10 protein-coding genes are annotated in these 14,395 nt (G+C 66.6%); 2 read left to right on the top strand and 8 right to left on the bottom strand.

Features of this window, described 5'->3' with window-relative positions; all coding sequences use genetic code 11:
- Window positions 1-48: 48 nt before the first annotated feature.
- The 7 genes from R9J51_RS10340 to R9J51_RS10370 form a co-directional block, all read right to left on the bottom strand.
- Window positions 49-2,868 (bottom strand): TonB-dependent receptor, encoded by a 2,820-nt coding sequence (locus R9J51_RS10340; RefSeq protein WP_179504416.1) that lies wholly within the window; start codon window positions 2,866-2,868, stop codon window positions 49-51.
- A 180-nt stretch (window positions 2,869-3,048) separates the two neighbouring features.
- Window positions 3,049-4,548 carry a family 43 glycosylhydrolase gene (locus R9J51_RS10345; RefSeq protein WP_179504417.1) on the bottom strand — a complete coding sequence of 500 codons (1,500 nt, stop codon included), beginning with the start codon at window positions 4,546-4,548 and terminating at the stop codon, window positions 3,049-3,051.
- A 3-nt stretch (window positions 4,549-4,551) separates the two neighbouring features.
- Window positions 4,552-5,604, bottom strand: a complete 1,053-nt coding sequence (locus tag R9J51_RS10350; protein WP_168554399.1) for an arabinan endo-1,5-alpha-L-arabinosidase — start codon at window positions 5,602-5,604, stop codon at window positions 4,552-4,554.
- A 24-nt stretch (window positions 5,605-5,628) separates the two neighbouring features.
- Complete coding sequence (locus R9J51_RS10355) at window positions 5,629-7,191, bottom strand: alpha-L-arabinofuranosidase C-terminal domain-containing protein (protein WP_179504418.1); 1,563 nt, start codon at window positions 7,189-7,191, stop codon at window positions 5,629-5,631.
- 32 nt (window positions 7,192-7,223) lie between these two features.
- Window positions 7,224-8,150 carry a Gfo/Idh/MocA family protein gene (locus tag R9J51_RS10360; protein ID WP_168554401.1) on the bottom strand — a complete coding sequence of 309 codons (927 nt, stop codon included), beginning with the start codon at window positions 8,148-8,150 and terminating at the stop codon, window positions 7,224-7,226.
- Between the two features lie 4 nt (window positions 8,151-8,154).
- On the bottom strand, window positions 8,155-9,153 hold the full coding sequence (gene araD1 / locus R9J51_RS10365; protein ID WP_179504419.1) for an AraD1 family protein: 999 nt from the start codon (window positions 9,151-9,153) through the stop codon (window positions 8,155-8,157).
- Between the two features lie 32 nt (window positions 9,154-9,185).
- Window positions 9,186-10,712, bottom strand: a complete 1,527-nt coding sequence (locus R9J51_RS10370) for an aldehyde dehydrogenase (NADP(+)) (RefSeq protein WP_179506420.1) — start codon at window positions 10,710-10,712, stop codon at window positions 9,186-9,188.
- 182 nt (window positions 10,713-10,894) lie between these two features.
- Here R9J51_RS10370 and R9J51_RS10375 point away from each other — a divergent pair, with 182 nt between their 5' ends.
- Entirely contained in the window at window positions 10,895-11,620 is a 726-nt protein-coding gene (locus R9J51_RS10375; RefSeq protein WP_248290379.1) for a FadR/GntR family transcriptional regulator, read from the top strand.
- Window positions 11,621-11,758: 138 nt separating this feature from the next.
- Here R9J51_RS10375 and R9J51_RS10380 read toward each other — a convergent pair whose 3' ends face one another.
- On the bottom strand, window positions 11,759-13,054 hold the full coding sequence (locus tag R9J51_RS10380; RefSeq protein WP_179504420.1) for a sugar MFS transporter: 1,296 nt from the start codon (window positions 13,052-13,054) through the stop codon (window positions 11,759-11,761).
- A gap of 194 nt (window positions 13,055-13,248) precedes the next feature.
- On the opposite strand from R9J51_RS10380, the gene R9J51_RS10385 reads away from it, so the two are divergent.
- A complete protein-coding gene (locus R9J51_RS10385) occupies window positions 13,249-14,388 on the top strand; it encodes an aldose epimerase family protein (protein ID WP_432787374.1) in 1,140 nt (379 codons plus the stop codon).
- Window positions 14,389-14,395 lie beyond the last annotated feature (7 nt).

Below are 14,395 nucleotides of genomic sequence, written 5' to 3' on the forward strand. Positions count from 1 at the left end.
AGCGTGAGAGAGTTGGCGACGCCGGGAGGAACGGCGCCGCCGGAGGGATCAATCGAACTTGAAGCGCGCGCCCAGGGCAAACGTGCGCGGGCGCAAGGTGGAGCCCAGGTTGAACTGGTCCTGGTTCCCGGCGTTGCCGTACTTGTAGTAGTTCTGCTGCATCTCGCTGGTCAGGTTGACGGCATCGAACGTGATGCCGATGCGGTTGTTGACGTTGAGTGTCAGCTGGAAATCCAGGCTCTTTTCCGGGCGGAACCACACACCGATGGGGTTGGCGAACAGCCGCGCTTCGTTGTTGTGCAGGAAGGCCTGGCGCCAGATGTAAGACAGGCGGGCCGAGATCGGACCCTTGTCGTAAGCCAGCGTGGCATTGTACGAGAACTTCGAGACGTTGAAGAACTGCGACTGCGTTTGCGTGATATTGCCGGCCGCGTCGCTTTCGGGAATGTTCTGCTTGGAATCGAGCACGGTGGCGCTGCCGGTCAGGCCCAGGCCGTTGAGCGGGCCCGGCAGGAAATGCGGGAACCAGGTCAGGCCCACTTCCACGCCCTTGAGCACGCCGTCCGAGGCATTGACCGGGCGGCTGATCACGAAATGGTCGGTCGCGCCGGCGGTGATGCCGTTGTTGGGAATGTATTCCAGCGCCGAAAGCGGCACGACGAGGCCATCGATTTCGCGGCGGAAACCGGTGACGTAGATCGCGCTGTCGCGGTCGAAGTACCATTCGACCGCCGCGTCGAAATTGCGCGAATGGGTCGGGCGCAGGGCCGCATTGCCGGCAACGCCGCTGCCATAGCCCACGTTGGTGAGATCACCGGTGAGGGTGGGGTTGGGGTTGAGATCGGAAAAGTTCGGGCGGCGCAGCGTTTCGCCATAGTTGAAGCGCAGGCGCAGCTTGTCGGTCACGTCAAAGCGCGCGGTGAACGAGGGCAGGAAGCGTTCCGCCCCCACCGAACCACGCACCGGCAGGCCCTTGTTGGCGCCGAACGTGGCCATGAACACCGTATCCGTATCCACCGTGACAAAGCGGACGCCCGCTTCCAGGCGCAGCGGCCGGCCGAACAAGTCGATCTGGCCGTCGGCCTGGACATAGGCCGCCATGGTGCGCTCGTCGATGTCGAACACATGGTCGAGCGAGAGCTTGTCCGACGTGGGTATGCCATAGAGACCGCGCACGGTATCGGCGTTGTCGTTCAGCCACCAGCCGCTGGGCAGAGTCCAACTGGTCGGCACGCTGGCGCGGCCATCGAAGAAGTTGCTGTTGGTAAACAGCGCTTCGCTGGGCAGCGTGGACAGGTTCCGGCCCAGGCCGTTGGCACTGGCGGTGCGGCTGTAGCTGGAGGCCTTGCGATCGTCGTAGCGCATCCCCGCTTTGATCTGGCGCAGGAAGCCGCTGTCCCAGGTGTAATGCCCGTCAAGCGTCAGCGTGATCGCATTGCCGCTGGTCTTGCCGGCATTGTCGTAAAGCTGCGCGACGTTCCACTGCGTGGGATCGGTCAGCAGCGCGTCGTCGTTGAAGTGATAGGACGCGACGCCGCCGCCGGCATTGAAATCGGCCGTGATCTGCTTGGCCACGCGATCGGTGCGCATGGCGATGAACGTGGTTTCATTGGTGCTGGTCTGATAGGCGACATCGGCAACGATGCCCCCGCGATTGCCCAGGTCCCACTTGCCGTTCAACGCATAGACATAGCTGTCGGTGCGGTTGGTGGTGAAATCGGCGCTGTTGAAGCCATAGACATCGTCCACCGTGCGCGACTTGACGATGTTGGTGCCGTCATAGAGCGAGACCGGCCCGGGATTGCCCCACCAATCGACGAAGCTGAACATCAGGCTGTTGAACGTCTCGCCCCGGAAGCCGGCGTAGAACGCTTCGGCGGTATAGGTCGAGCTGGGGTTGGGCGACCACTGCAGCGCGATATTGGCCGAGGGCCGCTCCCGCTTGCCATAGAGGTCGGAGCTGAACACCGCGTCGCGGCTCAGGTAATAGGGCGTGGCCACGCCGTTGATATTGAGCGTGGAGCCGGGCGCCGTTGGCAGGCCGGCATTGAGGCCCGGCGTCCAGTTCACGTTGTCGTCGCCCGGGAAAATGCGTTCGAGCGGCGATAGGCCCGAGCCGGCGGGCGGCGTTTCGGTGGCAAAGGGCACCAGCGCGCCGGCAGTGACCGACATGGTGCGGTACTTGCTGCGGCTCCAGCTGCCGTTGACCAGGATGCCCACGTCGCCGATCCCGGTTTCCCAGCGATCCGACACCAGCAGCGCCACGTTGGGGTTATAGCTGTTGGCCTGCTCGTCATAAATCCCGCGCACCAGGCCCGAGATGGTGAAGCCCTTGAAATCGAACGGGCGCCGCGTCTTCACGTCGATCTGGCCAGCCAGCCCCGTCTCGATCTGGTCGGCCGAGCGGGTCTTGTAGACATCGACCTGGCGGATGAGGTTGGCCGAAATATCCTGGAGCGCGAACGATTGGCCTGCGGCGGTAAAGATGTTGCGGCCGTTGAGCGTGGTGAGTGGATCGGCCAGGCCGCGGATGGTCACGGTGCCGGCTTCGCCGCTGGCGCGGTCGGTCACCTGGATGCCGGTCACGCGCTGCAGGGCTTCGATCACGTTGTTGTCGGGCAGCTTGCCCACGTCTTCGGCGACGATGGAATCGATGATCTGCGTGGCCTGCTTGCGCACGTTGACCGCACCCACGATCGAGGCACGCACGCCGCTGACCACGATGGCACCGGCGACATCGCTGTCCGCCTGTGCATCGCTGGGCGTGGTCGGTGCTGCGGCGGGGGCGGCGTCTTGCGCGTGCGCAACGCTGCCCAAGGTGAGGGCCAGCACCGAAGCGGACGCGCATACAAATGTTCTGATTGCCATGAAACACCCTCCCTGGTGGGCGGGCTGGTTGCCTCGCCCGATTTAGTCGGAGTATTTATTACTCCGACTAATTCATGGCAAGAGATATTTTGTCAGCCGTGGCAACATTCAGAATAGGCGCAAGCGCCAAGGCGACGGCGCAAACCGGCCGCGACCTTGGCGATATTCTGGTCTGACAAATCAGTTGAGCGTCCACAGGCAGATGCGCGCATGGCGCGGCGCCAGGCGCAATGCCTGCCCTTGCGCCGCAAGGGCCTGGCCCGGCACGGCCAGCGAGTCGAAGCGCCACTTGCCCTGCGGCAGTGCCACTGCGTGAAACAGCGCGGTGGGCGGAACTGCCTGGCCCGGCGCCAGCTCTACCAGTGTGGCGCTGCCGTCGCGTGCCACGGCCAATGCGGCATGGGGGCGCAGGATCGGTATCAGGCACACCGCGCCGGCCTGGCCGGGCAGGGGCGCCGTGCCCGGCGCCAGTTCGTTGACCAGCGCGGGCAGGGGCACCTGGCGGAACTGGGTTTGCGCAAGGGGCGCGGTGCCCACCGCCACGCCGCCATCGCCGTGCAACAGGAAGCGGCCCGGCGCGCCGGCCGGCACCAGCCGATCGGGCAGGGCGCCGTTGCCCACCGGCACGCCGAAATCGGGCGTGCCATCGGCGTGGTAGTAAAGGCGCTGCACGCGGGTGTGGCGGTTGGGATCGAACAGCGGATCGCCCGTGATCGCGGCATAGTCGCGGCCGTGGTAGACCAGCATGTCGTGGCCGTGCTCGTCCACGGTGAAGCTGTTGTGCCCCGGCCCATAGACGCTGGTCTGCGGGCACGAGGTGAACACCGGGTGCTGGCTCTTGGCCCAGGCGCGCGGATCCATCAGGTCGGCATCGGTGTCGGCCGTCAACATGCCCAGGCAATAGCGGGCATCGGTGGCCGCCGCCGAATACGTGAGGAACAGGCGCCCGTTGCGGGCCAGCACCGCCGGCGCCTCGTTCACCTTGAAGCCGGGAATTTCCCAATCGAGAGTGGGCACTGACAGCCGCACCGGCGCACGGCCCGGCGTCAGTGCATCCGCCAGGGGCGCGAGGTAGAGATTGGAGTTGGTCTCGATCCCCGGTTCGCGCTGCGCCCAGCAGACATAGCGCACGCCCTTGTGCACGAAGAGCGTGGAATCGAGCGTGAAGCTGTCCCACGGCCCCTTGAACTGGCCCAGCAGATGCCAGGTTCCCGTCAGCGGATCGGCATCGCGGCTGGCGAGCACATAAGTGCGGATGTGGAACGGATCGTCGCTGTCACCGGCGGCGAAATAGATATGCCAGGCGCCATCGAACCAATGCAGTTCGGGCGCCCAGATATAGCCGCCCAGTTTGCCGTTCGCGGGCCGGCGCCACACCACGTGCTCGCTGGCCGGATCGGCCAGTCCTGCCAGCGTCGGCGCGCGGCGAATGGCCAGCCGATCGTATTCCGGCACCGATCCCATCATGTAATAGTGGCCATCGCCGTGGCGGAACACCTGGGCGTCGGCGCGCTGGCGCACCAGCGGGTTGCGTGGCGCAGGCAGGGCGCTGACGTTGCCCGGCCCGGTGCCACGCCCGATGCCCCTTATCGCTGCGCGCGCCGCCATCGGGCTGGCCATCGAAAGGCCGGCCGCGCCCAGGGCAAAGGCGCGGCGGCTCAACACGGGGGTGCGGCCCATGGCTCAATAATCCGCCACGGGCCAGCCATCGGCATCCCAGCGCACTGGCGCCAGGCGCATGGTGGATGCGCCGTTGTTGGCCTTGTCATAGGCGTGATAGACAACGTAGGTCTGCCCGTCCTTGTCGGTGAACGCGCCGGCATGGCCAGGGCCGCGGAAGCGCTGCTGTTCCTGAAGATCGGCGCGCAGGAACACGGTGCCGCCGCCCTGCATCATGTCGCTGCCGTCCTTGCCCAGATAGGGCCCGGTGATCTGCTTGGCGCGGCCGACCACGGTGTAATACGTGCTTTGCGTGCCCTTGCAGCAATAGTCGTAGCTGGCGAGCAGGAAGTAATACCCACCGTGCTGGAGGATGAACGGCGCCTCGATCGGGCCGGGTGCGCCGGCCGGGGCGGGGCGGCGGGCAATGCTGTAGGGCAGGGTGCCGGGCGCCGGCTTGCCAGTCTTGGGATCGAGCGGGAACAGCTTGATCCCGGTCCAGAAGCTGCCCAGCGCCAGCCAGTGCCGCCCCTGCGCATCGATCACGAAATTGGGATCGATGGCGTTGAAATCATCCGCCTGGGTCGACATCACGACCAGGCCCTGGTCTTTCCAGCCATAGTCCTTGGCCTTGGGATCGAGCGTCTTGCCGGTGAACAGCCCGATGGCCGACCGGTTCGATCCGAACGTCGAGACCGCATAATACAGCCGGTATTCCCCGTTCACGAACGAGATGTCGGGCGCCCACATCTCGCGCGTGCCCGGCACCGCCTGCTTGGCCCATTCGGGAATGGCCGTGAACAGCGGGCCGGTGGCCGTCCAGTGCCTGAGATCGGTGGACGTGCGCGAGAGGATATAGTGCCCATCGTCACCCGGCACGCCGGTGCCATAGACGTGATAGGTATCGCCTTCGCGGATGATCACCGGATCGTGGGTGGGAACAAGGTCGCCGGTCAACTGGCTGTTGAGCGTTCCGGCAGCCTTTTCGCCCACTTGCTGCGCCACGGCCGGCGCGGCGAGCATCTGGGCGGGAAGGGCCAGGGCGGCGGCTGCCGCCAGCAGGGTTTTCGCGTTCATGCAATCCTCTCCTCTTGCCCGCGCTCAGCGCAGGTCGAGCACCACGACCGACTTGGCCGGCAACGTGACGGTGAGCGTGCCGCCCTGGATGGTCGCGCCGGTGAACGGCGCGGGCCTGACCGCATCGGGTGTGTCAAAGGTGTTGTGCGCGTCCATGGTGGCGGCGGTCACCACCTGCCCGGCGGCGCTGCTGGCGGTCACCCCGTCCAGCCTGACCGTCACCGTGTTGGCCTGGCCCGGATCGCGGTTCGACAAGGCGACGTGGACCACGCCGGCCTTGTCGCGCACGGCCGAGCCGCTGACGGCCGGCATGGTGAATTCGTCCTTGGCATACCATGGGCTGGCAATGTCGATCGGCAGCACCGTGGCATCCTGCCACGGCCGATACATCATGAAGACATGATAGGTGGGGGTGAGCACCATCTTCTTGCCTTCGGTCAGGATCATCGCCTGCAGCACGTTGACCATCTGGGCGATCGCCGAAAGCCGCACGCGATCGGCATGGCGGGCAAAGATATCCAGCGTGGTGGAGGCAACCAGCGCATCACGCAACGTATTCTGCTGCAACAGGAAGCCCGGGTGGCTGCCCGGTTCCTGGGCGTACCATGTGCCCCATTCGTCCACCGCCAGGAACACGCGCTTTTGCGGGTCATACTTGTCCATGATCGCGCTGTGCCGCGTGACCAGTTCGTCCATGCGGCGCGCACCGGCCAGCGTCTCGGCCCAGCCGTGCTCGTCAAAGCCGGTGGCCGTGGCGCGCGGCGGCCAGCCGCCGGGCACGGTGTAATAGTGCAGCGAAAGCCCGTCGATTTGGTCGCCAGCCAGGCGCATGACCGTTTCGGTCCAGTTGTAGTCGTCCACGTTCGGGCCCGAGGCGATCTTGAGCACGCGGGTGCCCGCTGGCGCCTTGATGAACGTGGCAAAGCGGCGGGTCTCGTCGGCGGCATATTCGGGGCGCATATTGCCGCCGCAACCCCACAGCTCGTTGCCGATGCCGAACAGGGGCAGTGCCCAGGCGCCCTTGTGCCCGTTGCGGGCGCGTTCTTCGGCCAGGCTACCGGCCGGTGACGTGATGTATTCCACCCATTCGGCCATTTCGCGTGCCGTGCCGTTGCCCACGTTGCCCGAGATATAGGCTTGCGAACCCACTTGGCGCAGCAACTCGAAATATTCGTGCGTGCCTACGGCGTTGGGTTCGGTCACGCCGCCCCAGTTGGTGTTGATCTTGACCGGGCGCTTGGCTTGCGGGCCGATGCCTTCGCGCCAATGATATTCATCGGCAAAGCAACCGCCCGGCCAGCGGATCACCGGCACTTTCAGTTCGCGCAGCGCGCCGATCACGTCGTTGCGGAAACCGTTGGTGTTGGGGATCGACTTGTCGTTGCCCACCCACAGGCCGCCATAGATGCCGTTGCCCAGATGCTCGGCAAACTGGGTAAAGATCCGCGCGTCATACGTGGGCCCCGGCTTGTCGGCGTGGAGCGTCGCCGTGGTCGGCTGGCCGGCGGTATCGGCCAGCGCGGGCACAGCAAGGGCGCTCGCTACCAGCAGTGCAGCGGCAGCGGTGTGGCGAATTGTCTTGATCATCGTGTTCTTGTCCTCTCCCAAAAAGGGGTGGGTCAGTCGAAGAAAGCGTCTGTCACCAGCCGTTTGCCGCGCAAGAATGCGTCAGCCACCAAGGTCAGCGGCGCCAGGTCGACATCGCTGCGGCCGCTGCGGATCAGGGTGGCAAAGCGGGCATAGAGGCCAGGGTATTCGTGGTCCTCGTTGTGCAGCGTCTCGCTCGGCAAGGTCAGCACGGCGCCGCCCTGGGCCAGGCGCAGCGTGCCGGCGTCGGTTTCCACCACGATGTCCCAGCTTTGCGGGCCGGTCTGCCGCCAATCCAGGTCCATGTGGATGGCCGCCCCGGCCGTATCGCGGAAATGCAGGTCTGCAGCGATCGGCGCGGCGCGGTTTTCGGGAATTTCCAGCGTCGCTTCGGACAGGAAGAACGGGCGCGGCAGGATATGGGTGATGATCGAAAGGGCGTTGATGCCCGGATCGAACACGCCCAGCCCGCCTGGCTGCCAGATCCAGGCCTGGCCGGGGTGCCACACGCGCACGTCTTCGCGCCAGATCACTTTCACGCTGTCGATGCGCCGCTCCGCCAGCCACGCGCGCGCCGGGGCAACCCCGGCGGCAAAGCGCGAATGCCACGAGGCAAACAGCGTTGCGCCCACGCGATCGGCCTGGTTGGCCAGGGTATGGACTTCCGCCAGCGTCGCGCCCGGCGGCTTTTCCAGGAACACGTGCACGCCCTTGGCCAGGGCTTGCGCCGCCAGGTCATAGCGCACCTGGGGCGGGGTGCAGAGCGCCACGGCATCGACCGCCGGCCCTTGCGCCAGGAGATCGTCCAGGCTGCGATGGTGCGAGATGCCCTCCACGCCGGAATCGCGCGGGCTGACCGTGGCGGCCAGGCTGAACGCCGGGTTTCCGGCAATGGCCGGCAGGTGCTGGTCACGGGCGATCTTGCCCATGCCCACCACGGCAATGCGGATCGGGTCCATCGGCTTAGAGTGCCTTTACCGCAAAGGGCACCGGGCCGGCCGCGGCGCGGGCCAGCGGATTGTGCAGCGGCAGGGCAAAGGGCGCGGCGCTGATTTCAAAGGCATCGCCTTCGCGCGTCGCGATCCCGTCGCTGAACGAAAGCGTGGCCGTGCCGAAGAAGTGCACGTGGATGTCGCCCGGGCGGCGGAACAGGCCATACTTGAAGTGGTGATGCTCCAGGTTGGCCAGGCTGTGCGACATGTTGTCCTCGCCCGAAAGGAACAGCTTTTCCCACAGCGTGGCGCCGTCGCGCAGCACGCGGCTCGTGCCGCGCACGTCGGCCGGCGGGGTGCCCAGCAGCAGTTCGGCGCCAAGGGCTGCCTGGCGCAGCTTGGAATGGGCCAGCCACAGGTAGTTGTGGCGCTCGGTCACGTGGTCGGAAAACTCGTTGGCCAGGGCCAGGCCCAGGCGCCAGGGCGTGCCGTCCTCGCCGATCAGGTAGATGCCGGCCAGTTCCGGCTCCTCCCCGCCATCCTTGGCAAAGGCGGGCATGGTCAGCGGCTGGCCGGGGCCGACGAGCTGCGTGCCATCCCCCTTGTAGAACCATTCCGGTTGCTGCCCTTCGGCGCCAGCCGCAGGCTTGCCGCCTTCCAGCCCTTCCAGGAACATGCGCATGGAATCGGTCTGCTTTTCCGCCTGGGCGGCATCGCGGTGCATCTTGTCGCGCCCTTCGGCCGAACCAAGATGGGTCAGGCCCGTGCCGGTCAGCCAGACGCGCGCCGTATCGCTGTGGTCGATCGCGGGCAGCAGGGTGCCGGCAGCAAGCTCGGCCGCGATGTCCACGCTCTGGCTGCTGGCGCGGGCTGCGGCAGCTTCGGCCAGGCTCTGCCCGGCGGCGATGGCGGCCTGCGCCAGTTCGCGCACGGTGGCGGGCTGTACCAGGAACACGGCGGTGTCATCGGTGGCCAGGATCACGCGGCGCACGCCATCGGCGCTGCGGTGTTGAAGAAGGCGGGTTGCCATGGATCGGATGCTTTCTGCGAAAAGGGAAGGGATCAGAGCGTGAGCGTGCCGTCGATCAGGCGCGGCGCGCCATCGCCGCGCGCAGCGTCGGTCAATTCTGCCGGCAGCACCGCCGCGCTCAGGTTCTGGTAGCTGACCGGACGGAGGAAGCGATCGATCGCCAGGCTGCCGACCGACGTGGTGCGCGGGTCCGACGTGGCCGGGAACGGACCGCCGTGGACCATGGCGTGGCACACTTCCACCCCGGTGGGCCAGCCATTGGCCAGGATGCGGCCAGCCTTGCGCTCCAGGATCGGCAGCAGCCGGGCGGCGAGCGGCTCGTCGGCAGCGTCCATGTGCAGCGTGGCGGTCAGCTGGCCTTCCAGGCCCCTGAGCAGGCTGGCCAGTTCGGCTTCATCGGCGCATTTCACCACGATGGAACTGGCGCCGAACACCTCGTGGCCCAGTGCCTTGTCGGCCAGGAAGGCCTGCGCGGTGGTGACGAACAGCGCGGCGTTGCCGCAGGGCCCTTCGCCCGCCGGGCCGGTTGCCACGGTTTCCACGCCGGGCGCGGTGGCCAGGGCCTTGACCCCCGCTTCATAGGCGGCGTGGATGCCGGTGGTCAGCATGGTCTGCGGCGCGGCTGCGCCCACGCCTTCGCGCGCGGCCGCCAGGAACGCGCCAAGCCCGTCACTGTCGATTGCCAGCACCAGGCCGGGATTGGTGCAGAACTGCCCGGCGCCCATGGTGAGCGAGCCGACGAAGGCCTGGCCCAGGGCCGCACCACGCGCGGCAAGCGCCTCAGGCAGCAGCAGCACGGGATTGATGCTCGACATTTCAGCATAGACCGGGATCGGCACGTCGCGCGCCTGCGCGATGCGGGCCAGCGCCAGGCCGCCCCCGCGCGAGCCGGTGAAGCCCACCGCCGCGATGCGCGGATCGGCCACCAGCGCGGCGCCCAGATCGTTGCCGGGGCCGACCAGGTGGCCGAACACGCCTTCGGGCAGGCCACGGGCTGCCACCGCGCGGGCAATTGCCGCGGCCACCAGCGCCCCGGTTTCGGGATGGGCGGGGTGGCCCTTGACCACCACCGGGCAGCCGGCCGCGAGGGCAGAGGCGGTGTCACCCCCGGCCGTGGAAAACGCCAGCGGGAAATTCGAGGCGCCGAACACCGCCACCGGGCCCAGCGGGATCATGCGCAGGCGGATATCGGGGCGGGGCAGAGGCTGGCGATCGGGCAATGCAGGATCGATGCGCAACTGCTGCCAGCCGCCCGCGCGCACGACGCCGGCAAACATGCGCAACTGGCCCACGGTGCGGCCGCGTTCACCTTCCAGGCGCGCGCGCGGCAGGCCGCTTTCGCGCATCGCCGCCTCGATCAGCGGATCGCCGATGTCCAGGATTTCCTGGGCGATGGCTTCCAGGAACAAGGCGCGCTCCTCGCGCCAGGTGGCGCGATAGCTGTCGAACGCCGCTTCGGCCGCGGCACAAAGCCGCGCCACGTCTTCCAATCCGTGCACGGCCAGGGCGGGGCCGTGGGGCAGCCCGGTGCGGGCGTCGATCGAGCGGAATTCGGTCATCGGATTCTCCATATTTACTCCGACATATTCCGGCTTGGCGGCAAACGCAATAATAGTCATTTCGCCCTTGCGCGCTCCCTGCTAACCACATTGGCCAGGAGGCGGCACAAACAGTGACGGAACGGCATATTCCCGGCAATTCGGTAGACGGCAGCGCTGCCCCGGCCGATCGTGAAGAGGCTCTGCGGGGGCTTGGGCGCGGCCCCGGACGGCGGCTGCACGGTGCCATTGCGCACAAGTTGGGCACGGCGATCTTGTCTGGCCAATACCAGCCCGGTGACATCCTTTCGGGTGAAGTCGCCTTTGCCGAGGAACTCAAGGTTTCGCGCAGCGCCTATCGCGAGGCTATCCAGGTCCTGACGGCCAAGGGCCTGGTGGCGAGCCGCCCCAAGGCGGGCACGCGCGTGCTGCCGCGCGAGCGCTGGAACCTGCTCGATCCCGAAGTGCTGGCCTGGGCCTTTGCCGGCGAGCCCGACCTGCAATTCGTGCGCGACTTGTTCGAATTGCGCGCCGTGGTCGAGCCGGCCGCCGCGCGCCTGGCCGCACAGCGCCGCGACAAGGCCGATCTCAAGGCCATGCGCGATGCCCTTGCCGCCATGCGTCGCCACACCCTGACCAACGATGCCGGCCGCGCCGCCGATCGCGATTTCCACGATGCCATCCTGCGCGCCAGCCACAATGCGGCGCTGCTGGTGCTGTCGGCCAGCATCGGCGCGGCAGTGCATTGGACCACGCAGTTCAAGCAACGCGCCCGCGAACTGCCGCGCAATCCCATTCCCGATCACGCGCGGGTCTATGACGCGATTGCCGATGGCGATGGCGATGCTGCCGCCCAGGCAATGGGCGTGCTGGTGCAACTCGCGCTCGAAGACACCGCCAGCGCGATCGAAGCGGCGGTGCAAGGCTGATTGTCCCTCCCCGGCACGGGGAGGGGGCCGCGCGAAGCGTGGTGGAGGGGATTGGCCGCCTGCAGCGGCGCTCAAGGCAGAAACGCCCCTCCACCAGCCTGCGGCTGGTTCCCCTCCCCACGAGTGGGGAGGGAGCAATCAGTCCGCTGTCTTGGTCTTCGCGCCCCACAGCGCATAGAACACGATGTAAAGCTCGCAGGCGGCGGTCAGCAGGAACGAGGTCTGCAGGCCAAAGGCATCGGCCAGCTTGCCCTGCACCACCACCAGCGCGCCGCCGGCAATGGCCATGATCAGCAGGCCCGAGGCTTCCTCGGTCAGCGGGCCCAGGCCCTTGATCCCCAGCGTGAAGATCGTGGGGAACATGATCGAGTGGAACAGGCCCACCAGGATCAGCGCCCACATCGCCGCCGGGCCATGGGTGAGCACGGTGATCATCATCACCACGAAGGCCCCCACGGCGGCGAGCGCCAGTACGGTTTCGGCGCGCACCTTCTGCATGATCGCGCCGCCGGCAAAGCGGCCCACCATCATCCCGCCCCACAGGAACGTGAGGTAACGGCCGGCTTCCTCGTGCGTGAGGTTGGCGATGTCACCCTGGCTGACGAAATTGACGAAGAGGTTGGCCACGCCGATTTCGGCGATCAGGTAGATGAAGATTGCCGGAATGCCGAACACCAGGTTGCGGTGCGACCACAGCGAGTGATGCTTGCGTTCCTCGCGCGCCATGCGGCTGGTGGCGCTGCCCATGGCGGGCAGGGGATAGCGTGCGATCACCACGGCCAGGACCACCAGCACCACCGCGACCAGGCCATAGGGCAGGATCACCGAATGCGCGTCGGCCAGGCGTTCCGCCGGGGTCAGCACGGTGCCGGCCACGGCTGTCCCGCTCTTGGACCTGCCCAGGATGAGATAGGCGCCGAACAGCGGCGCCAGCATCGTTCCGGCCGAATTGAGCGCCTGCACGAGGGTGAGCCGCGACGAAGCGGTTTCCGCCGGGCCGACCACCGCGACATAGGGATTGGCCGCCACCTGCAGCAGCGTGATGCCGCTGGCGATCACGAACAGCATGACCAGCGTAACGCCGTAGGACGGGATCGATGCCGCCACCATCATGCCCAGCGCGCCCGCCGCCATGATCAGCAGCCCGGTGACCATCGACAGCTTGTACCCGATCTTCTCGATCAGCTTGGCCGAAGGGATCGACGCCACGAAATAGGCGATGAACCACACGGATTCGATCAGTGTTGTCTGGGTATAGTTCAGATCGAACACGGCGCGCAGGTGCGGCAGCAGCGTGTTGTTGATGACGGTGATGAAGCCCCACATGAAGAACAGTGTGGCCAGCAGCGCCAGTGCGCGACCATAGCTGGCGCCCGCAGGAAAGCCTTCGCCAGGGGTCGCGGATAGCGCGGCCGATGAAGCAACAGGGGGCATGTCCATCCTCTCTTCCAAGGTTTGTGCAAGAAGAGAACAATGAACGGGCGTATGCCAGTGGACAGGCGCCACGCGAACCGGCTTGCACTCTTTCTATTTGTCGGACTATATGCGATGCCACGGCCGCGTCAATGGCTGCACACGTGTTTTCACGTGGCTCCCCAGGGCAGAACGGGTCGATCATGGAGAACAGGATGAACACGAAGGCCGCTTCCCTTGCCGCGCTTCTCGCGCTTGCGCCCTTTTCGGGTGCCCACGCCGCGCAGGCGAGCCAGGAGGCCGCCGGCACGCTGGCCGATGGGCAGAAGGTTGTCGCGGTCACGCTCAAGGCGGCCAATGGCGTTTCGGCCCGCATCCTGAGCTATGGCGCCACGCTCCAGGCACTGGTCGCGCCCGATCGCCAGGGCAAGCCGGCCGACGTGCTGCTCGGCTACGACGATCTGGCCGGCTATGTCGATCATCCCAACTATTTCGGCGTCACTGTCGGCCGCTATGCCAACCGCATTGCCGGCGGCAAGTTCGCGCTTGATGGCAAGACCTATCAACTCCCGCTCAACGACAACAAGATCAACAGCCTGCACGGCGGCGGCAAGGGCTTCGACAAGCAGGTCTGGCAGGTTGTCTCGGTCAAATCCGGGCCGGTGGCGAGCGTCGTGCTCAGCCATGTCAGCCCCGATGGCGATGCCGGCTACCCCGGCACGGTCAAGGCCACGGTCACCTATTCGCTGGACGAGGCGGGCAACCTGACCATCGCGTTCGAAGCGGCCACCGACAAGCCGACCGTCATCAACATGACCAACCACGCCATTTTCAACCTGGCCGGCGAAGGCGCGTCGCAAGGGGCGATGGACCATGTGCTGACCATTCCGGCCAAGGCCTATACCCCGGTCGATGCCGGTCTTATCCCCACCGGCGAACTGCGCCCGGTGGCCGGCACGGTGTTCGATTTCACGCAAGGGCGCCGCGTGGCCGATGGCCTGCGCGACGGGCGCGACCAGCAGATCGTCTATGGGCGCGGCTATGACCACAACTTTGCCCTCGACAAGGGCGTGACCGCCCAGCCCGAACTGGCCGCGCGCCTGGAAGATCCCGCCTCGGGCCGCGTGCTCGAAGTCTTGACCACCGAGCCCGGCGTGCAGTTCTATGCCGGCAATTTCCTCGATGGCACGCTGGTGGGCAAGCAGGACCACCTCTATCGCATGGGTGATGGCATCGCGCTGGAACCGCAGAAGTTCCCCGATGCACCCAATCACCCGTCGTTCGTTTCCGCGCGCGTCGATCCCGGCAAGCCCTATCGGCATGTCATGATCTATCGCGTTTCCACCTCGCGCTGACAGGCAG

It is taken from the genome of Novosphingobium rhizosphaerae (genome assembly GCF_050920675.1).
GTDB lineage: Bacteria > Pseudomonadota > Alphaproteobacteria > Sphingomonadales > Sphingomonadaceae > Novosphingobium > Novosphingobium rhizosphaerae.